Genomic DNA, 19759 nt, shown 5'->3' with positions numbered 1-19759 from the left:
TCGTCGTTGGCGTTCCCTCCCTGTGCAACGATCGTTGGGCGTCATGCCGACCGCCCGGCTCCGTCGGTCTGCCCCAGCATCGGTCACTGGCAGGCAGGCGGAAAGGCGCCACACCTCGTACCCTTTGGAGAGCACGATGTCCCTCTCTCCGGCTCGGGTCCTCGCCGCGCTGAACGCGGTGCGACCGCCCGACCAGGCGTCCCCTGTCATGGGCAAGGCGGTGGTGATCGGCGGCAGCATCGCCGGCATGCTTGCCGCCCGGGTGCTCTCCGACTACGCCGAGAGCGTGGTGGTCATCGACCGCGACGACCTACAGGCGACCGGAGGACGACCGGGCGTACCACAGGGGACTCAACTGCACGCCCTGCTGCCCGGTGGCTTCCTCCAGTTGGAGCAGCTGTTCCCCGGGTTCCGGGAACAGGCCCTGGCACAGGGGGCGATCGAGGCTCCGCCGGCAGCCCGGCGGAACTACCTGGACGGCCGGCTGAAGGTCGTCGTACCGGACGACGCCGACAGCCTGGCCGGGAGCCGGCCGCTGCTGGAGTCGTTGATCCGGCAGCAGGTGCTGCGACTGCCCAACGTCAAGACGGTCACCGCCCGCGCCACCGGGCTGGTGTTCGACGGCCCGGTGGCCAGCGGCGTCCGGTGCGACGTCGGCGGTTCGCCGGGTGTCGAGCACGCCGATCTGGTGGTGGACGCCATGGGGCGGTCCAGCCGGCTCTCCGACTGGCTGGCAGAGGCCGGGTGGGAGCGGCCGGCGCTGCGGCGGATGACTGTGCACCTCAACTACGCGACCGCCCTGTTCCGACGCGACGAGGCGGACCCCGAGCACACGGTGGTGCTGGCGCTGCACAGCCCGACGACGTCTGTCGACGTCGCCGGTGCCGCGTTCTTCGCGATCGAGGACGGTCGGTGGATGGCGATGATGGCCGGCTACGGGGAGCACCGTCCCGGCCGTACCGCCGAGGATTTCGTCCGACGGCTGCGCGAGCAGTTCCCGCCGGAGTTCGCGACGGTCGCCGACAGCGAGATCCTCGGCGACGTGCAGACCTACCGGCACGCCGACAGCCGGCGTCGGGACTTCCACGCGGTGACCCGGCTGCCGGGCGGGCTGGTCAGCGTCGGTGACGCGGTCGCCTCGTTCAACCCGGTGTACGGGCAGGGCATCACCGCCGCCGCGCTGCACGCGGCCTGCCTGGCGCACTACCTGCGGCCCGGTCCGGACCTGGGTCTGCCGGCCCACCACTTCTTCGCCCTTCAGAAGATCGTGGTCGACGCCGCCTGGTCGATCTCGACCTCGGCCGACCTGGCCTTGCCGCACGTCGACGGCCCCTACCCACGCGGCTACCGGCTCTCCAGCTGGGTGAGCCGCCAGATCGTCGCGGCGACCGTCACCGACGTGACCACTGCCCGGCGGTTCAACGACGTCGTCTCGATGCGCAAGCACCCGAGTTCGCTCGTCACACCGAGGGTGATCCTCGGCGCCCTGCGGGCCAACCGACGCGCTCGCTGACTGACCGCACATCCCGGCTGAACCGCCGCTCCTCCTCCAGCCCGGCTCCCGCCCCGCGATCTTGCACTTCTTGCCTCCTCAGAAGTGGTGAAAAGGTGCATCTCGGCGACCGGAAGTGCAAGATCGCGGGGCGGGGTTGGCGGAGATAGTTGCGCCCATTGCGATATACGCATATGTTGGCGGCGGCGAGAGGGGGCGCGGGGTGGGTGCCGGGCACGATCACGGGCGGCAGGTTGCCCGGGCGGGGGAGAAGCACCGCGGGCGACTGTGGGCGGCCTTCGCCCTGTTGGCGACCTTCATGCTGGTGGAGGCGGTCGGCGCCTGGGTGACCGGCTCCCTGGCCCTGCTGTCGGACGCCGGGCACATGTTCACCGACGTGCTGGGCATCGGCATGGCGCTCGCGGCGATCACCGCCGCGAGCCGGGCCTCCCGGGACGGTCAGCGCACCTTCGGCCTGTACCGGATGGAGGTCCTGGCGGCGCTGGCCAACGCGGTGCTGCTCTCCGGGGTCGCCCTCTACGTGCTGGTGGAGGCGCTCCGGCGGTTCGACGACCCGCCGGAGGTGCTGGTCGGCCCGATGCTGGCGGTGGCCGTCGGCGGGCTGGTCGCCAACGTGGTCGCCTTCCTGCTGCTGCGCGCCGGGTCGACGGAGAGCCTCAACGTGCGCGGCGCCTACCTGGAGGTTCTCGGTGACCTGATCGCCTCGGTGGGCGTGCTGGTCGCGGCCGGGGTGATCGCGCTGACCGGCTGGTGGTACGCGGACCCGATCGTCGCCGTCGGGGTGGGCCTGTTCATCCTGCCCCGCACCTACCGCCTCGCCCGCGCCGCGCTGCGGGTGCTGGTGCAGGCCGCGCCGCCGCACGTGGACGTCGCCGAGGTACGCGACGGCCTGCGTGGGCTCGACGGTGTCGCCGACGTGCACGATCTGCACGTGTGGACCCTGACCTCGGGGATGGAGGTGGCTTCGGCGCACCTCACCCTGGACACCGGAGCGGACCTGGCCCCGGTGCTGGCCGCCGCCCGCCAGATGCTGCACGACCGCTTCCGCATTGAGCACGCCACCTTGCAGGTCGAGCCGCGGGACGCCGAAGGCGTCTGCGGCGGCGCCCACTGGTGAGTCGGTCAGCGCAGTTGGATCACGTTGCCGGTGACCAGCCGCCCGCTCTCCCCGGCGAGGAAGGCGATCACCTCGGCGACCTCCTCGGGCTCGGCCACCCGCAGCAGGTGCGGGTCGTCGGCGACGGCGGCGCGTACCTCCTCGCTGACCCAGCCGGTGTCGGTGACCGGTGGGTGCACGGCGTTGGCGGTGATGCCGAACGGCGCGAGTTCGTGTGCCGCGGCCATGGTGTAGTTGACCAGGGCCGCCTTGGCGGCACCGTAGGAGACCTCCTCGGGGAACCCGTCACTGCCGCCGGAAGTGAGGCTGATGATGCGCCCCCAGCCGCGACGCGCGGCGACGTTGCGGCGGGCGAACTCGGCGATCAGCAGGGCGCCCGCGCGGGCGTCCACAGCGAACTGTGCATCGAAGGATTCGGCGCTCACCGGCCGCAACGACCGGCCGTGCCGGTCGACGGCGGTCGGCTTGAACGTGTCGGCCAGCCAGCCGCTGGCATTGTTCACCAGGATGTCGACCGTGCCCAGCTCGCGCTCGGCGATGTCGAACAGCCGGGCCGGGACGGCCGGGTCCGCCAGGTCCGCCTCGACCGGCAGCACCCGGCCGCCGACGGCGCGGACGCGCTCGCTCACCTCGGTCGCGTCGCCGGCCCGCTTGCGTCGGTACGCGTCGGGGATGCCCGGGTCCGGCGGGTCGTCCAACCGTAGGTAGCTGACCAGCACCGCTGCGCCCAACCGGGCCAGCGTGACGGCGGTGGCCGCGCCGATGCCGTGGTTGGCCCCGGTGACGAGGGCCACCCGGCCGGTCAGGTCATTCGTCGGAAACACGCCTTCGGCTCTCATGGGGCGGGTACGACCTCCTGCCCCAACGGCCAGATCGCCGCCGGGACGAGCTTGAAGTTGGCCACGCCGAACGGGATCCCGATGATGGTGAGACAGAGGCCGACGCCGGCGACGATGTGCGAGAGCGCCAGCCACCAACCGGCCAGCAGTACCCAGATGATGTTGGCGAGACCCGAAGCCACCCCGACACCGGGCTTCGGTGCCAGGGTCCGGCCGAAGGGCCACAGCGAGTACGACGCCAACCGCAACGACGCCACGCCGAACGGGATGGTGACGACGAGCACGAAGCAGATCAGGGCGGCGATACCGTAGCCGATCGCCAGCACGAGGCCACCACCGAAGATGAGCCAGAGCACGTTCAGCAGGAATCGGATCATGAACCCATGATGACCGCCGCGCGCCACCGGCCACCCGGTGGGCGGCCGGTGGCGCGGCTGGTTCAGCCGGTGACGCCGGTGACGGTGCTGCCGGACCGGGTGACGCGGTAGGTCACCTGGGCACCGCTCCAGAAGTGGAAGGTGAGGGTGACCGCTGCGCCGTCGCGGACCTCGCCGAAGAAGGTGTCGGTCAACGTGATCCGGTTGCCCGGGTAGTCAGGGCTGAAGGCCACGTCGAACTCCTTGAACGACGTCCAGTCGTGCGGGCCGGCGTTGCTGCCGTCGGCGTACCTCGCCTCCATGGTGGCGAGCTGGTCGCCGCGGAACTGGGTCGGAATGGCGAAGGCGGCTGTCGTTCCGGTGGCGCTGGACAGGACGGGGGTGTCGTAGGTGATCACGTCTATCCGCCAGGGCACACCGGCCGAGAAGCGGGCCTGGAGGCTGGCGTTGACCCCGTACGCCCGGTTGCCTACCAACCGGGTCAGCGCGCTCGCGGTGATGGTGAGCTGGTTGCCGGAGACCGTGTAGTCGGTGCCCTGCGTCAGGTTCGTGCTGCCCTGGCGCAACCCGGAGAAGGTGGTGCCGTTCAGGTTGAGGGTCAGCGACTTCGCGGTGATCGAGCCGGTACGCGGCACGTACACCTGGTCGGACGACGCGGTGCCGGAACGGGTCGTCCAGCTCGACCTGATCTGGGCCCACAGCTCCGGGTCCTTCCACTGGAAGGCGACCCGGTCGAAGTGCTGACCGTTGTCCCAGAGCTGGGTGGTGAGCCGCTTGGATCGCGCGTAGTGCCCGAGGAACTCGAAGAACTTGAGCTTCTCGCCCTGCTGGATGGTGCCGGTGTGCCGGTCGAAGCCGAGCAGTCCGTACTCGCCGATGACGACCGGGATGTTGCGGGTCACGAAGGCGTTGTGCACCCGGTCGAACGAGTCGGTCAGATCCTGCTGCGTCGTGGCGTCGAAGCGGGTGCCACCGGCGACGTTGACGCTGAACGGCCAGTAGCCGTAGAAGTGCACGGTGGCGATCAGGTTGCGGTCGTCGAGCTGGTTGATCGTCGTGGTCAACTCGTTGATCCGAGCCTGTTCGGATGAGGTGTGCAGGGTCGGCAGGACCAGCATCCGGGTGGCGTTGGTGCCGCCCGAGGCGCGCACGATCCGGTGGAAGTTCACGTTCAGCTCGTGCAGCAGCTCCGCGTTCTGGGCGTCGCCGGAGCTGTTGGCGAACTGCGGCTCGTTGACGCTCTCGAAGTGCAGCCTCGGCGAGTGGTCCCGGAACGCGGCGGCGATCTGGGTCCACAGCGCGTTGTAGCGGTTGAGCACCGTGGTCCGGTTCGTCGGCATCTCGTGGATCCACTGCCACGAGTCGTGGTGCAGGTTGATCATCACGTAGAAGCCGTCGTCCAGGGCCCAGCCGACGACCTCCTTGATCCGGTTCAGCCAGGCCGCGTCGATGGTGTACGAGGGCGCGGGGCCGTGGTGGTTGCTCCAGGTCACCGGGATTCGGATGCTGTTGAAGCCCTGGGCCCGGATGGCGTCGAGCTGCGCCTCGGTGACGCGCGGGTTGCCCCACGCGGTCTCGTCGGCGCCGACCGCGTCGAAGGTGTTGCCGAGGTTCCAGCCGGGCTGCATCGCCGCCACGTAGGCCATCGGGTCGCCGGCCGGCGGCGGGCTGGTCGGCGGCGGGGTGCTCGGCGGTGGCGTGCTCGGCGGCGGGGTGGTGGTCGGTGGCGGGGTGGTGCCGACGCTACCGGTGCAGGTGACGCCGTTGAGGGCGAACGTGGTCGGTGCCGTGTTGCTGCCGGACCACGAGCCGTTGAAGCCGAACGACGCGGTCTGGTTGGTGCCCAGGGCGGCGTTGTAGCTGACGTTGCTGGCGGTGACATCGTTGCCGGACGAGGTGACCGTGGCGTTCCATGCCTGCGTGACCCGCTGCCCCGAGGGGAAGGTCCAGGTCAGCCGCCAGCCGTTGAGCGGGTCGCCGAGGTTCGTCACGGCGACGTTGGCGGTGAACCCGCCCGGCCACTGGCTGGGGGCGGAGTACGCCACCCGGCATCCGGCCGCCGCGTGCGCGGTGCCGGCGGTGATCAGGCCGGCCCCGGCCAGTAGTGCGGCGACGCCGCTGGCGACGAGGCCGAATCGCCAACGTGTCCTGCGTAGTGTGCCCTTCAGCCCAGCCATGACGCTCCTCGCGTGGTGATGGTGTCAACGGGGTGGCTGGCCGGGCGTCGCCGGGCCACCGGAAACATCCGGCCGGCTCGCACCATAAGTTGGGATCATCAACTTTGTCAATCGATGCAGCACGATATGAAGGCTCTCTGCCCAGGTGAGAAAGGTGAACCAGGGATGGCTTATTCCGGTCCGGCGTACCGAGACGGTGGGGATACCGCCTCGAACGGTTCGGCGGCTGCCAGCGGGAAGGAAGCGTCGCCAGGCGGTGAATGAGCGGGGCCCGGTGGGGTAGTCGGCGGCGTGGCGGCGGGGGAGGACGACAGCGGCTGGGCGCATCGTGCCGGCGGCCGGGTCCAGGCCGGGGTCGCCAGCACGGTCGGGAGCCTCAGCCAACGCATCGGCTGGCGGGAGCGACGCCGGAGCCTGGAGTTGTACGCGATCCTCGCCGTTCAGGCGGGCGTGGCCGCCGCGATCGCCTGGACGCTGGCGCACGAGCTGCTGAACCACCCGTCGCCGGTGTTCGCCCCCAGTGCCGCCGTCGGCACCATCGCCGCCGCGATCGGCCGACGGACCCGTCGTACCGTCGAGCTACTGGTCGGCGTGCTGGCCGGCCTGCTGGTGGGTGACGCCCTGATCATGGTGATCGGCACCGGCCCCTGGCAGATCGGCACCGTGGTCACCCTAGCCATCCTGCTCGCGCTGACCATGAGCCGGGGTGGCGCGGTCGTCACCCAGGCCGGCGGTACGGCGGTGCTGATCGCCACCCTCTCGCCGATCCAGCGGGGACTGGAGGTGCCGCGGGTCATCGACGCGGTCATCGGCGCGATCTCGGCCGTGGTGGTGGTGGCCGTGCTGCCGGTCAACCCGGTGCGCATCATCCAACGGGCCGCCCGCCCCCTCTTCTCCACCCTGATCGAACACCTGCACAACGCCGCGGACGGGATGTCCCAGGGCGACGCCGCGGTGGTGGCCGCCGCCCGGGACGGCTTGTACGGCCTGAGCCCCCAACTGACCCTGCTCAACGACGCTGTTTCCGGCGCACGGGAGGCGGTGGCGGTGTCGCCGGCCCGCTGGCACCGACGGGGCGAGTTCGAGCACTACGAACGTGGTACGCGCTACCTCGACCTGGCCGTCGGGGGTGGTCAGGAGATGCTGCGCCGGGCGGCCACCGCGGTCCGGGACGAGGAACCGATCCCGGCCGGGCTGGCGGCCGCTGTGCACTACTTCGGCGACGCCCTGGCGCTGTTGCAGGTCGAGGCGGAGAGCGGGCACCACACGAACCGGTCCGAGCAGTTGATCCTCAAGGCGGTCGACCGGGCCGCCGAGGCGTACGACGAGGGGGTCGGCTTCTCCGGCAGTGTGGTGGTGGCCCAGATCCGTACCGTCGCCACCGACCTGTTGCGCAGCCTCGGCTGCCACGAGGAGGAGGCGGTCGCCGTGATCCGGCGGCGTTTCGAAGCGCAGCGTCGGGCGAGCGAGAAGTCGCCCGCCGAGCGGAAGGCGGCGTGACCGGACCGTGGCTCAGAGCCGCCCGGCGACCGTCCGGGCCAACTCGGTAAGCGGCTTGTGGTACTTGGCCGGGTCGTCCAGCCGGACCAGTCGGATGGCCACCCACACCCCGGCGGCGTGCACGAAGACCGCGCCGTCCTCCAGGTAAGCCTCGTCCCCGATCCCGGACAGCGTCTCGAACTCGTGGTCCAGATCGCGGTCGACGTCGAGGATCTTCTTGGCTCCGTCGCCCACGTAGACCTCCACCTGCGCCAGCGGACCCGAGACCGGCCCGCTGTACGTGCAGGTCTCACGGACCGGCACCGGATCCTCCAGGCGGGTGCCCGCCAGTTTCTCGGCGTCCTCCTTGGGTACCAGGGCGCAGGCGTCGACAGGCGGCGCCTCGGCCGTCGGCTCCGTTGCCTCGGTCGCGTCGGTGGGCGGGGCCGGCTCCGCCGCCTCGGTCGGTGGCGGTGGCGCGGCGGCGGGTTCGGCGTTGCCGCCGCAGGCGGTGAGTGCGGCGACGGCGACGGCCGTCGCGGCGAGCTTGAGGTACCTCACGGTCGTCTCCTCGGGGGGCGTGGTGTCACCGGGGGAGGGCGTCGAGCAGCCGGCGCAGTGCCTGCTCGTAGCCGTCGGGCTGCGCGCCGAGGCGCTCGAAGCTGCTCAACGTCACGGTGAAGCTGCCAGCGCCGCCGACGAGCACCGCCTCGGCGCCGATGTCCTTGACCGCCAGGTAGCCCTTGCCGTCCCCGTCAAGATCCGTCACCGTCTGGTAGGTCTGCTCGGCCTGCTGGCGCTGATAGTCGTAGGTCGTCTCGCCGGCCAACTGGGAGGCGGTCGTCACGGACAACGCCGCCACCCCCTTGCCGTCGCCGAAGCTGCAGTTGCCGTCGTCGACCATGGACTGGCCGATCAATTCTGAGATCTGGGCTGCGGTGAACGGGCAGGGCGGGGCCTCGGTGCCCGCGCCGTCGGCGGACACGTCCAGGTCGGTCTCCACATCCGCACCGGGGCCAGCCGCTGGCGGCGCAGGTTCGGCGCTGTCGCAGCCGGTCAGCGCGAGCGCGGCCGCGAGCACTGCGGGCAGGATCAGTCGACGCACAGGTTCGGCTCCCTTCTGACGCCCGGCCGCCACCGGGCCGGGCTGTTCGACCACACCCAGAACGGACGACCGCCGCTCGCACGGCACGGCTGGACCGGTGCCGGCAGCCGGCACCGGTCCACCCGAAGCCGGTCCGCCGGTAGTGACGTCTCGACGCTACGACCACACGGCCGGCGAGGAATCCGGCGTTTCCCTAGCCTTTGGCCGTGCCGGTCGGCGCGCCGACGGTCGCCGCCGGCCGGTGTAGCCGTTCGTCGGGTCCACCTGCCCGCGCCAGCGCGGCACCCAGTTCCGCCCGGCGGGAGATGCCCAGCTTGCGGTAGACCCGCGACAGGTTCGTCTCGACGGTCTTCGGGCTGACGAACAGCTCGTCGGCGATTGCCCGGCTGGTCCGTCCCTGCGCGGCGAGCCGGGCGACCCGCTCCTCCGTGGCGGTGAGGTCCGACGGAGCGGGCGGGCGCCCACCGAGCCGGGCGGCCTCGGCCCGGGCTCGCTCGGCGAACACCGTCGCGCCCAGGGCGTCGAACTCGACCGCCGCGGCGGCCAGTGCCTCCCGGGCCGGCCGCTTGCGGCGGGACCGGCGGTGCACCATACCCTCGACCAGCAGACACCTGGCCCGATCCAGCGGCAGGACCTCCGGCGGCACGGCGGCACGCGCGGCGGCGAGGTCGTCCAGGGCAGCCGAGGGGTCGACGCCACTGGCGCTGTCCAGCAGGGCGCGGCTGCGCGCCAGCCCCAGCAGCGTCCAGGGGCGGGGCAACCGCCGGTGACGTTCCGCCAGCCGGGCCAGGGCGTCGCGCGCCGTGACCAGGTCGCCGGCACCCACGCAGGCCTCGATCCAGTCGGTCTCGAAGCGCTGTGCGAGCGGCTCGGCCAGACCCATCCGGTCGACCGTCGCGGCGAGTCGGCCGTACCCGGCTGCGGCGTCGGCCGTCCGGCCGGCGCAGAGCGCCACGAACGCTGCCAGTTGCAGGTGGATCCGCCGGCACCAGTCGTCGTCGAGCTGCTCGGCCAGTCGGAGCCCCGCCTCGGCCACCCGTTGCGCCACGTCGAGTCGGCCACGGAGGGCGTCGAGCAGCCCGGCCAGCCAGATTTCCGCGGTCGCCTCGGTGCCCAGCAGCTCACCGAGCTCGCGGGCCGCCGCGATGTGCCGTTCGGCAGTCGACCACCGCCCCGCGAGCAGCTCGGTCTCGCCGAGGTGTTTGAGCAGGTCGTACTGCGAGGGCTCATCTCCCCGAGCGGCCGCCAGATCCAGCAGGCTGCCCAGCCGTCGTCGGGCCTGGGCCGGATCGTCGATCGACTTCCACCAGATCGCCGGGATCGTGCCGGCGAGCCACGACGGCTCCGGTCCCTCCATCTCCAGCGCCCGGTCGAGCAGTTCGATGCGCGGTGGTTCGCCGGCCCGTACCTCGTTGAAGAACAGGTGCAGCAGCGCCGCGGCGAGCAGCGTGCGGTCTCCGCCGGGACCGGTGAGCAGGGCGATGGCTGCCTCGGCATGGGCCCGCGCCGGATCCGGCAGGTCGACGAAGAGCGCCAGGTGGGCGTGGATCCGGCCGGCCAGCGGGGAATCCGGACGGGTTGCCGCCAGTGCCCGGCCGGCTGCCTCGACCGCCGTGCCGCCGGACTCGTCGGCGCTCCAGGCGACCACCGCGCGCAGCAGCAGCGCTTCCGCGCGGACGTCGCCGCCGAACTCGGCGGCCACCGCCTCGGCGGCGACGCGTGCGCCGGGGTGGTCGCCGCACCCGAAGCGGCAACGGGCCGCCGCCAGCAGCCGCTGGCCTCGGCTGGCCACATCGTCGGCGGGCGTGAGCCGCGCCGCCGACTCGTACAGATTCGCGGCGGCCTCCGGCGCGCCCCGCGCATGTTGCCGGGCGGCAGCCGCGGCGAGGGCGTCGGCGACCACCGGGTCCGCCGTGGTGGTGCACAGGGCCAGGTGTCGGACGCGTTCGTCCGGGTCGGTCACCACCTCGGCGAGCCGGCGGTGCAGGCCGCGCCGGACGCCGGGTGGGATGCCGGCGCGGACCGCGGCCGCGTAGACCGGATGGGCGAACTCCACCCGCACCGCCCCGACCACCAGCAGACCGGCCTCCTCCGCGGCGTCGAACGCGGCGGGGGAGATCCCCGTCGCGGCCAGGTCCCGAAGCAGCGGTACGCCGAGCAGGGCGGCCAGCCGTACGGCGTCCCGGCAGCGGGCCGGGAGCCGGGCGAGCACCTCTCCGAGGAGTTGATGCATGGACGAGGCCACCGGTAGATCCTGTGCCGGCTCCGGTGGCTGCGGCAGGCGCTGCACCGCGCGGGTCACCTCGATGGCGACAAGTGGGTTGCCGGCAGCCTCCCGGGCGATCCGGGCGAGCAACGAACGACTCAGGGTGGCACCGACCCGCTCGCGCAGGAGGTGGTGCAGGGCCCCCACGCCCAGCGGAGCCAGTGGCAGCCGGGTCAGCCGGCCGGGACCGGAGTCGAGCCCGAGCGGCGCGATCCGCATCGTCGGCGTGTTGTCGGTGCGGCAACTGACCAGGGTGGACAGCCCGGGAGCGACCCGGCGCAGCGCGAACCGCAGCGCTCGTTCGCTCGGCCTGTCCAGCCATGGCGAGTCGTCCACGGCGACCAGCACCGGCCGGCCGGCGGCAAGCACGGCCTCCAGCAGCGAGCGGGTGGCGGCACCGACCACCCGCTCGTCGACGGTCTCGTCGCTGTCCCGGGTGAGCAGCACCATCTCGGCCGCGACGCGCTGTGGGCGCGGCAACTCCACCACCAGGTCCGCCAGCGGACGGAGCAGGTCGGCGAGGGCGGCGAAGGGCAGCTCGGTCTCGCATTCGGTCGGCGCACAGGTCAGCACCGACCAGCCGGCCCGCGTCGCCTCGGTGACCAGTTCCCGGAGCAACGTGGTCTTGCCGATGCCGGCCGGGCCCTCCAACAGCACCGACCCCGGCTCGCGTAGTGCGCGCCAGGCCTGGTCGAACACCCCGTCGCGGCCGACGAGCGTACCCCGCATGGTGCGATTCTGGCACCGATGAGGTGGAGTGGCCATCGTGCGGACGGTGGCCCACCGCGGGCGGTCGGCCAGGGTGGGCGTCAGGCGTGCAGGGTGCGGCTGGGCGGAAATCCGTAGGTGGCGTGGTAACGCGCGGTGAACCGGCTGTGGCTGAGGAACCCCCACCGGGAGGCGATCGCGGAGACGGTCTCCTGGCGGGGGTCGGCCTGCACGAGGTCACGGTGGGCGCGGTCGAGCCGGACCCGGCGCAGGTGCGCCATCGGGGTGGTGTCGAGGTGCCGGCGGAACGCCAGTTGCAGGGTCCGCAGCGAGACCTGGGCGGCGGCGGCGATGTCGGCTGCGCCGATGTCGCGGTCGGCGTACTCCTCGATGAAGGCCGTGGCGCGGCGCAGCGTGGCGGTGGTTGCGGCCCGCCGGTCGATGGCCTGTGGCCAGCGTGTGGTGGAGTTGGGGAAGACCGCCAGGGCCGAGGCGGCCAGCATCCGGGCCGCGTTGGCGATGACCAGCGGTTCGCGGTACGCGTACGGGTTGCCCAGGACGACGTGGTTGAGGTAGCTCGTGGTGTGCCGCCACAGTCCGGCCAGGGCCGGGGAGGCGGGGGACAGACCGCCGAACTGGACCGCCCTCACCCGCCCGGCGGACGCGGTGCCGGTCACCCGGTCCAGCACGGCGAGGTCGAGCAGGCATACGCTGACCCGGCCCGGCAGCCAGCGCAGCGAGCAGGGAAGGTCGGGGAGGGTGGCCAGGAAGACGTCGCCCGGGCTGTACCGGCCGTACGCACCGGCGCTTGAGCGGTCGACGCGTCCGTTGAGGACCTCACAGATCACCAGCGCGGCGGGCGGTTCGACATCGATATCGAGCTGGGTGGACTGTTCCAACGACTCCAACCAGAACGAGCCCGCGTCGACCCGGTGGTGGCGGAACCGGTAGCGGACGCCGGGGGCCGCGCGGAGGGCGACCTTGGAGCGGTAGGCGTACGCCAGGAAGTCGCGGATCGTCTCCGGGTCGCGGCTGTCGAACCGGTGGGCAATCGGAACCTTCGTCTTCAATACGTCTCCATCGACCTGGACGGAGGGCGCTTCGGCACGCCGGGACGATGCCCCGGCGAGACGTGGTGGATCCGGAGAGCGATAGGACATGCAGAGCCAGGATTCCCATCGATGGTATCCACAAAGGAAGGACTCCCATGAAGTTTTCGTGGCGCATCCGTCGCGCCCGGTAGATCTCGCTCGTTGTCGATGTCAGGGGAGTTTTCGTTTTTGGGCTAATCGGTACGGCCCGGCGTGCGCGCACCGGGCTAGCCGACAACCCTCCGTGGCCATGATCATGCGAAGGGTGTCGAACGAGGGGTAGCTGATCGACCAACGGGTGAAGGGGTGGGGTGTTGGAGACCAAGGATCCGACTGACATCGTCCGACTGGCGACGGCTGAGGCACGCCGGCGGATCGCCGGCGAGACAGACCTGACCGGCATCGTGGGATCCCGCACGACCGACCTGGGTGGTGCCCTGCGGGACGTGTTGCGCTGCGCCCTGGTGGCGCAGCGGGTGGTGGCACCGACGCGGCTGATCGCGCTCTGCCGCGACCTCGCCCTCGGGCCGGACGCCTTCGACCTGCTGGGTCACCACCTGCTGGGCGCCCTGGTCGGCTACCGTCCGGGGCCGGACGCGTTGGTCCGGGTGGGCGGGGCGCTCGGACTGGCGCGACGGGAACTGTTCACCCATCGACATTCCGTGCCTGGTGATCCACCCCGGCCCGCCAGCCGGGTCGGCCGAGGAAACAGCGCCTCCGTCCGCTACCGCTCGGCCAAGCCGCCGGAGCATCTGCCCTCGCCGCCGAGCTGGACCTGCACCGGTTGCGGGCAGGAGTGGCCGTGCGCGGTCAAGCAGAGCCAACTGCTCGCGGAGTTCGGCGGTGCCCGCGCCGCGCTCGCTGTCTACCTGGGCTCCTGTCTGCTGGCTGCCGCCCGGGATCTACCCGGGCTACCGCTGGCCCGGGCGCGTAACCGCTTCCTCGGCTGGCTGCCCCGCCGGCCGTGATGAGGAACCGTCCGCCGGTCGTCGACCGGCGGACGGGCTCAGGTCGCCTCCGGCAGGCTTGTGCGGACAGGCCGGTCGGCACGCGGCACCGCTCGGGGCGGCCCGATCAGTTCGCCGCCGGCTCGGGCGCCCGATCGGTGTCGTTCGCGGCGGGTGGGGCCGGCTCGGCCTGGTCGGACTGCTGGTTCGCCGGCTGGCCGGCGAACCAGTCGATGCCGCCCGGCCCGCCTGCCGCCACCGCCGCCGCCGCGCGAGCCACCGGATCCACCAGCGGGCGGGCGCCGTGCTCAGGTCCGCCACCGGCTTTGCCCGAGCCTGGCTGCGGGTTGCCCGGCCGGCCGGTCGCGGCTCCGTTGCGCTCCTGGCCTGCCGGGGCGGCGGGGTCGGCCGCCGTCCGCTCCGAGCCCAACCCGGCCTGCTCGGCGTCCTCCTCGGCAGCGGCGGTCGCCCCCTCGGCCGGACCATCGGCCGCCGGGGTCACCTCGCCACCGCCCGCCGTGGCCGCGTCGCCACCGGTCCGGGAAACCCCCAGTCGGGCGGCCACCATCGGGTACTCGGCGGTCTCGCCGCCACCGGCCGCAGCCGCCATCACCGCCGCGGCCGCCAGATCGGCGACCCGCTTGGCCTCCCGCTGCACCCGGGCCCGGGTCTCCTTGGCGTGCCGCTCGGCGGCCTCGGCCGCCCGGCGCACCTCGTCCAGTCGCTGACGCTCCGCCACGAGCTCGTGGCTGGTCTCCTCCAGCAGCTGCCGCAGCCGGTTCAGCTCGGCCTCGGTGGCGTCCTTGGCGCGGCGAGCCTCGTCGAGCTGCTGCTCGGCGTCGTCCAGCTGCTCGTGCAGCTGGTCCAGTGCCTGACGCTGCTCCCCGACCTCAAGCTGGACCGCGTGCAACTGTTCCTCGGCCGCCGCGGCCTGCTCGTCGCTGAGCTTGCGCACCTCGGCCGCCTGCTCGTCGGCGCGCTTGCGGATCTCCGCCGAGTACTGCTGGGCGTCGGCGATCATCGAGCTGACCCGCTGCTCGGCGGCGGTGCGTTGCGCGGCCAGCTCACGCTCGACAGCGGCCCGCTGCTCGGTCAGGTCCTCCTCGGCCGTGGCCCGTCGCTCGGCCAGCTCCTCCTCGACCGAGGCCCGCCACTGCGCCAGCTCCTGCTGGCTCTTCGACCGGGCCGCCTGGATCTCCTGGTGGATCTGGGTACGCGCCGAGGTGGTCAGCGCCTCCGCCGCCGAGCGGGCCTGCTCGACCTGCTGTCGGCACTGCTCGCCGATCCGCTGCGCCTCCTGCTGGGCACGCTCGTGTGCGGCCTCCCCGTCGGCGCGCAGCTTGTCGGCCCGCTCGCGGGTCTCGGCCAGTTCCGCGTCGGCCGTCGCCCGCAACTCCTCGTACGTCTTCTCGTGCTCGGCCCGCCGGGCCGCCAGTTCCTCTTCCAGGTCGGCCAGCGCCTTGACGGTGCGTTCCCGCGCGTTGGCGAGCGTCTTCTCCGCCTCCGCCTGGAGTTTGGTGGCCCGCTGGGTGTGCGTGTCGATGATCGCCGCGGCCTGCTTCTCGGCCAGGTCCAGGATCTGGCCGACCATCGGGCCCACGTCCTGGAAGGTGGCCTTGTCCACTTGCGCCGGTCGCTGCCGCAGCTCGGCCATCTCGCTCTGCACCGCCTGGAGCTTTCCGCTCAGCTCCCGTACGTGTGCGGTGGCCCGGTCCCGTTCCGCCGAGATGGCGGCGAGCCGGCCGTCCATCTGCTCGACGTAGCGCTCAACCTGCCGTTTGTCGAACCCGCGCAGGGCGACCTCGAAATTCGGCCGCGAGGCCAGGTCGTCGCGGACTGCGAACGGCTCCTCGCCGATGGACATGCCCCATCCTCCAGAGGATCGAAGAGCGCCACGCCGGCGGGCCGGCGGCGGATGACGCGCAACGTTACCGCTGCTCCGGCTGCTCTGTCCTCCCACCCCGGTACGGATTTCGCGTTGCCTGACGGGTGGTCCGGCATCGGCGTCCCGCCGATCGCACGTGGCTGCTTGTCCCGGTTGCACGCCAGGGGACCGGCCGGCGACGCGGCGTGACGTATCGACCCTGCTCACCGGCGTCGAGAGGGGCTGGTGGGGCGATGAAAGTGAGACAGACCCGCGTCTTGACACGTACTTAGGTTAGGTTAGCCTAACCGCATGTCGAGCGGACTGATGACGAACGACGCCGAGCAGAGCCTACGCGGTGTCGACCTGCGCCTGGGCTACCACGGCACCACGGTGGTGCACGGTGCTGCGATCACCCTGCGTCCTGGCACGGTGACCGCGCTCGTCGGCCCCAACGGCAGCGGCAAGTCCACCCTGCTGCGGGCATTGGCCCGGCTGCATCCGCTCGACAGCGGCACGGTGCTCTTCGCCGACGGCATCGCCGCCGCGGGTCTGCCCGCCAAGGAGTACGCCCGCCGGGTCACCCTGCTCGCCCAGAGCCGGCCGGTCCCCAACGGCGTCACCGTCCGCGACGTCGTCGGCTACGGCCGCCACCCCTACCGGGGCCGGTGGCGCGCGGACGACCCGGACGGCCCGGCCGCCATCGCCCGCGCGATGGAGGTCACCGGCGTCAACGCCATGGCCGGCCGGCCCGTGGACGAACTCTCCGGCGGCGAACTCCAGCGGGTCTGGCTGGCCACCTGCCTGGCCCAGGACACCCCGGTGCTGCTGCTCGACGAGCCCACCACCTTCCTCGATCTGCGCTACCAGGTCGGGATTCTCGATCTGATGCGTGACCTCGCCGACGATCACGGCGTCGCGGTCGGCGTCGTGCTGCACGACCTCAACCAGGCCGCCGCGGTGGCCGACGAGGTGGTCCTGCTGCACGGTGGCCGGGTCCGCGCCACCGGTACCCCGGCCGAGGTCTTCACCGAACACGACCTGACCGAGACCTACGGCATCCGGATCGAGGTCAGCACCGACCCGCTCAGCGGGCTGGTGACGACCCGTCCCGTGGGCCGACACCTGGCCCGAATCCCGGTCTGAGCACAGACCGTTCACGACACCCACCCGAGAAAGAACATCATGTCCCGTACCCGTGTAACCGCCCTGGTGGCCGCCGCCACCGCAGTGCTGCTGGCCGCCTGCGGCACCACCGAGAACACCACCGAGCCCGCCGCCACCACTCCCGCCGCCAGCGGCCCGGTCACCGTCACCGACAGCCGGGGCAAGGAGGTCAAGCTCGACGCCCCCGCGACCAAGGTGGTCGGTCTCGAATGGGGCGAGGTCGAGATGCTCGTCAGCCTCGGCGTCATGCCGGTCGGCGTCGCCGACCCCAAGGGGTACGCGACCTGGGTCAGCGCCGCCAAGCTCGACGCGGGCGTCAAGGATGTGGGCACGCGCGGTGAGCCGAGCATCGACTCCATCGTGGCGCTGCAACCAGACCTCGTGGTCATGGAGGACGACCGCGGCGCCAACGTGATCACGCAGCTGGAGAAGTATGTTCCGGTCATCGTGACCAAGGGCAGCGACGCCTCGGACAACCTCGGCCGGATGCGGGCCGACCTGAACATGATCGCCACCGCGGTCGGCAAGACCGCCGAGGCGGAGAAGCTGCTCGCCGACTTCGACGCCGCCATCGCCGACGGCAAGAAGAAGATCGCCGACGCCGGTGCGGCCGGCAAGCCGTTCGCCATCGCCGACGGCTGGAAGGAAGGCAGCACGGTCAGCATCCGGATGTTCGGCGAGGGCGCCCTGGTCTCCCAGATCGGCATTCAGCTCGGCCTGACGAACGCCTGGACCGGCGAGACCGACCCGGCCTGGGGCCTGGGCCAGACCGACGTCGAGGGCCTGACCGTGCTCAAGAGCCCGGACCTGCACTTCTTCTACAACGCCTCGGACGGCGTCGACGTCTTCGCCGACGGGCTGAACAGCAACGCCATCTGGAAGTCGCTGCCCTTCGTCGAGCAGGGCAACCTGCACCGGATGCCCGACGGCATCTGGACCTTCGGCGGGCCGCTCTCCGGCAAGCAGTACATCGACCAGCTCGTCAGCACCTACGCGGTGTGACCACGCTGTCCGCGCCCCCGCGTCCGGAGCCGGCTGTCCAGCCGGCTCCGGCCGAGCGTCCCTCCACTCCCCGCGTCGTCGGGATCTTCGTCGCCGCCACCGCGCTGCTGCTGGCGGTCGTGGCGGTGCACCTGACCCAGGGCACCTCCGCCGTGGGTGCGCTCGACCTGCTCCGCCTGCTGACCGGCGGGGACGACGAGACCGCCCGGGTGCTCGTCGCGTCCCGGGTGCCCCGGCTGCTCGCCGGGCTGACCATCGGCGTCGCCCTCGGCTTCGCCGGTGCGGCGCTCCAGTCGATCGCCCGTAATCCCCTCGCGTCCCCGGACACCCTCGCCGTCAACGCCGGGGCACACCTGGCCATCGTCTCGGTCGCCGCGTTCGGCATCGCACTGCCCGCGCTGCCCGCCGGTGGCCTGGCCTTCTGCGGTGGCCTCGCCGCCGCCGGCCTGGTGATGGCGATGTCGTCCGGCGGTCAGGCCGGCACCACCCGGCTGATCCTCGCCGGCTCGGCCACCGCGCTGGCGCTCAGCTCGGTGACCATGCTGCTGCTCCTGCTGTTCGAGCAGGCCACCATCGGCCTGTTCGCCTGGGGCAACGGCTCCCTGGTGCAGAGCGACCTGGACACCCTCACCCAACTCGCTCCCGTGATCGTGGCCGCCGTGGCGGCGTTGATGCTGTTCGGCCAGCGCCTCGACATCCTCGCCCTCGGCGACGACACCGCCACCGTGCTCGGCATCGACGTACGCCGGACCCGGCTGATCGTCACCGTGCTGGCCGTGCTGCTGTCCGCCGCAGCGGTCACCCTCACCGGCCCGGTCGGTTTCGTCGGCCTCTGCGCACCGGTGATCGTCCGGCTGCTCGGCCCGCTGGTGCCCGGCGTCCACCGGCACCGGATCCTGCTGCCGCTGTCCGGTATGGCCGGCGTCATCATCGTCCTCGGCTCCGACGTGCTGCTGCGGGCCCTGATGGGTGGTCAGGCCGGCGTTGACATTCCCACCGGCGTGGTGACCACCCTGTTCGGCGCGGGAATCCTGATCTGGCTGGCCCGCCGGCACCGCGACGCCGGCCCCACCCGCCGTCCAGCCGGCGGTCACGCCGCCGTACGCTCCGCGACCTTCCACCGCACCGTGGTGGCGGTCGCCGCCACCGTCACCGCCGGGGCGGTGCTGCTCGGCATGCTCGCCGGGGACACCTGGCTGCTGCTCGGCGACATCGTCAACTGGGTCAACGGCAGCACCGGACCGGCGTACACCTTCGTGCTGGACCAGCGGTGGCCGCGCGTCACCGCCGCGATGCTGGCCGGCGCGGCCCTGGCGGTCGCCGGCACCACCGTGCAGGCGGTCTGCCGCAACCCGCTGGCCGAGCCCGGCATCCTCGGCATCACCGCCGGTGCCGGACTGGGCGCGGTCTCGCTGCTCACCTTCGTGCCGCTGGCCGGCGTCTGGGCCGTCTCCGGGGTCGCCGGGCTCGGCGCCATGCTGGCCTTCGCCCTGGTGTACGGCGCGGCCTGGCGGGGCGGCCTCAGCTCCGACCGGCTGGTCCTGATCGGCTTCGGTGCCTGGCAGGGCGGCATGGCCATGATCACCTTCATGATCGTGGCGTTCGACCCGTGGAACACCGGCAAGGCCCTCACCTGGCTCTCCGGCTCCACCTACGGCCGCACCGCGACCCAGGTGCTGCCGGTGGCGATAGCCCTGCTGGTGCTCACCCCGGCCGTGGTGGCCGCCCGCCGCGAGCTGGACCTGATGACGCTCGACGACGACACCCCACGGGTGCTCGGCGTCCGGCTGGAACGCACCCGACTGGTCGCGCTCGGTGCGGCGGCCCTGCTCACCTCGACGGCGGTCTCCGCCGTCGGCGTGATCGGCTTCGTCGGCCTGGTCGCACCGCACGCGGCCCGGGCTCTCGTCGGCGGCCGGCACACCCGGGTACTCCCGGTCGCCGCCCTCCTCGGCGCGGCCCTGGTCAGCCTCGCCGACACCCTCGGCCGCACCGTGATCGCTCCGGCCCAGATTCCCGCCGGGCTGGTCACCGCCATGATCGGCACCCCCTACTTCGTCTGGCTGCTGTGGCGTTCCCGCGCCGCCGCCCCACCCCGGTAAGCGCA

General features: G+C 72.2%; 15 protein-coding genes. 7 read left to right on the top strand and 8 right to left on the bottom strand.

Features of this window, described 5'->3' with window-relative positions; translation table 11 throughout:
- Positions 1-136 precede the first annotated feature (136 nt).
- Both Vse01_RS23455 and Vse01_RS23450 read left to right on the top strand, forming a co-directional pair.
- Positions 137-1513: an FAD-dependent oxidoreductase gene (locus tag Vse01_RS23455; RefSeq protein ID WP_093403063.1), complete on the top strand. Its 1377-nt coding sequence runs from the start codon at positions 137-139 to the stop codon at positions 1511-1513.
- A gap of 202 nt (positions 1514-1715) precedes the next feature.
- The gene (locus Vse01_RS23450) at positions 1716-2630 is read left to right on the top strand and encodes a cation diffusion facilitator family transporter (RefSeq protein WP_093403065.1); all 915 of its coding nucleotides are present in this window, start codon (positions 1716-1718) and stop codon (positions 2628-2630) included.
- Between the two features lie 5 nt (positions 2631-2635).
- Here Vse01_RS23450 and Vse01_RS23445 read toward each other — a convergent pair whose 3' ends face one another.
- The 3 genes from Vse01_RS23445 to Vse01_RS23435 form a co-directional block, all read right to left on the bottom strand.
- Positions 2636-3469 carry an SDR family NAD(P)-dependent oxidoreductase gene (locus tag Vse01_RS23445; protein ID WP_093403066.1) on the bottom strand — a complete coding sequence of 278 codons (834 nt, stop codon included), beginning with the start codon at positions 3467-3469 and terminating at the stop codon, positions 2636-2638.
- A complete protein-coding gene (locus Vse01_RS23440; RefSeq protein ID WP_093403068.1) occupies positions 3466-3846 on the bottom strand; it encodes a YccF domain-containing protein in 381 nt (126 codons plus the stop codon). The genes Vse01_RS23445 and Vse01_RS23440 overlap by 4 nt, the downstream gene beginning before the upstream one ends.
- 62 nt (positions 3847-3908) lie before the next feature.
- Positions 3909-6023, bottom strand: coding sequence for a cellulase family glycosylhydrolase (locus tag Vse01_RS23435; protein ID WP_093403070.1), 2115 nt, complete (start codon positions 6021-6023; stop codon positions 3909-3911).
- Between the two features lie 291 nt (positions 6024-6314).
- On the opposite strand from Vse01_RS23435, the gene Vse01_RS23430 reads away from it, so the two are divergent.
- Positions 6315-7523, top strand: coding sequence for an FUSC family protein (locus tag Vse01_RS23430; protein WP_093403072.1), 1209 nt, complete (start codon positions 6315-6317; stop codon positions 7521-7523).
- Between the two features lie 12 nt (positions 7524-7535).
- Here the strand turns inward: Vse01_RS23430 and Vse01_RS23425 are convergent, their stop codons facing one another.
- From Vse01_RS23425 to Vse01_RS23410, 4 genes are all read right to left on the bottom strand, one after another.
- Positions 7536-8063: a DUF3558 domain-containing protein gene (locus Vse01_RS23425; protein WP_093403073.1), complete on the bottom strand. Its 528-nt coding sequence runs from the start codon at positions 8061-8063 to the stop codon at positions 7536-7538.
- A gap of 25 nt (positions 8064-8088) precedes the next feature.
- On the bottom strand, positions 8089-8607 hold the full coding sequence (locus tag Vse01_RS23420; protein ID WP_232511168.1) for a hypothetical protein: 519 nt from the start codon (positions 8605-8607) through the stop codon (positions 8089-8091).
- A gap of 193 nt (positions 8608-8800) precedes the next feature.
- Entirely contained in the window at positions 8801-11602 is a 2802-nt protein-coding gene (locus Vse01_RS23415) for an AAA family ATPase (protein WP_093403075.1), read from the bottom strand.
- 80 nt (positions 11603-11682) lie between these two features.
- A complete protein-coding gene (locus Vse01_RS23410) occupies positions 11683-12651 on the bottom strand; it encodes an AraC family transcriptional regulator (protein ID WP_170863382.1) in 969 nt (322 codons plus the stop codon).
- A gap of 332 nt (positions 12652-12983) precedes the next feature.
- On the opposite strand from Vse01_RS23410, the gene Vse01_RS29495 reads away from it, so the two are divergent.
- Positions 12984-13640 carry a hypothetical protein gene (locus Vse01_RS29495; protein ID WP_232511169.1) on the top strand — a complete coding sequence of 219 codons (657 nt, stop codon included), beginning with the start codon at positions 12984-12986 and terminating at the stop codon, positions 13638-13640.
- 106 nt (positions 13641-13746) lie between these two features.
- Here the strand turns inward: Vse01_RS29495 and Vse01_RS23400 are convergent, their stop codons facing one another.
- Positions 13747-15483 (bottom strand): coiled-coil domain-containing protein, encoded by a 1737-nt coding sequence (locus tag Vse01_RS23400; protein ID WP_093403078.1) that lies wholly within the window; start codon positions 15481-15483, stop codon positions 13747-13749.
- Positions 15484-15795: 312 nt separating this feature from the next.
- On the opposite strand from Vse01_RS23400, the gene Vse01_RS23395 reads away from it, so the two are divergent.
- Genes Vse01_RS23395 through Vse01_RS23385 form a run of 3 tightly spaced genes read left to right on the top strand, consistent with a single transcriptional unit; the run spans position 15796 to position 19754 of the window.
- On the top strand, positions 15796-16629 hold the full coding sequence (locus Vse01_RS23395) for an ABC transporter ATP-binding protein (RefSeq protein ID WP_093403079.1): 834 nt from the start codon (positions 15796-15798) through the stop codon (positions 16627-16629).
- A 39-nt stretch (positions 16630-16668) separates the two neighbouring features.
- Positions 16669-17652, top strand: coding sequence for an ABC transporter substrate-binding protein (locus Vse01_RS23390; protein WP_093403081.1), 984 nt, complete (start codon positions 16669-16671; stop codon positions 17650-17652).
- On the top strand, positions 17649-19754 hold the full coding sequence (locus Vse01_RS23385) for an iron ABC transporter permease (RefSeq protein ID WP_232511170.1): 2106 nt from the start codon (positions 17649-17651) through the stop codon (positions 19752-19754). The genes Vse01_RS23390 and Vse01_RS23385 overlap by 4 nt, the downstream gene beginning before the upstream one ends.
- Positions 19755-19759 lie beyond the last annotated feature (5 nt).

The sequence above is a fragment of the Micromonospora sediminimaris genome (assembly GCF_016863575.1).
Lineage (GTDB): Bacteria > Actinomycetota > Actinomycetes > Mycobacteriales > Micromonosporaceae > Micromonospora > Micromonospora sediminimaris.
Note: the sequence above shows the minus strand (reverse complement) of the source record. Positions and strands in the feature narration are given on the sequence as shown.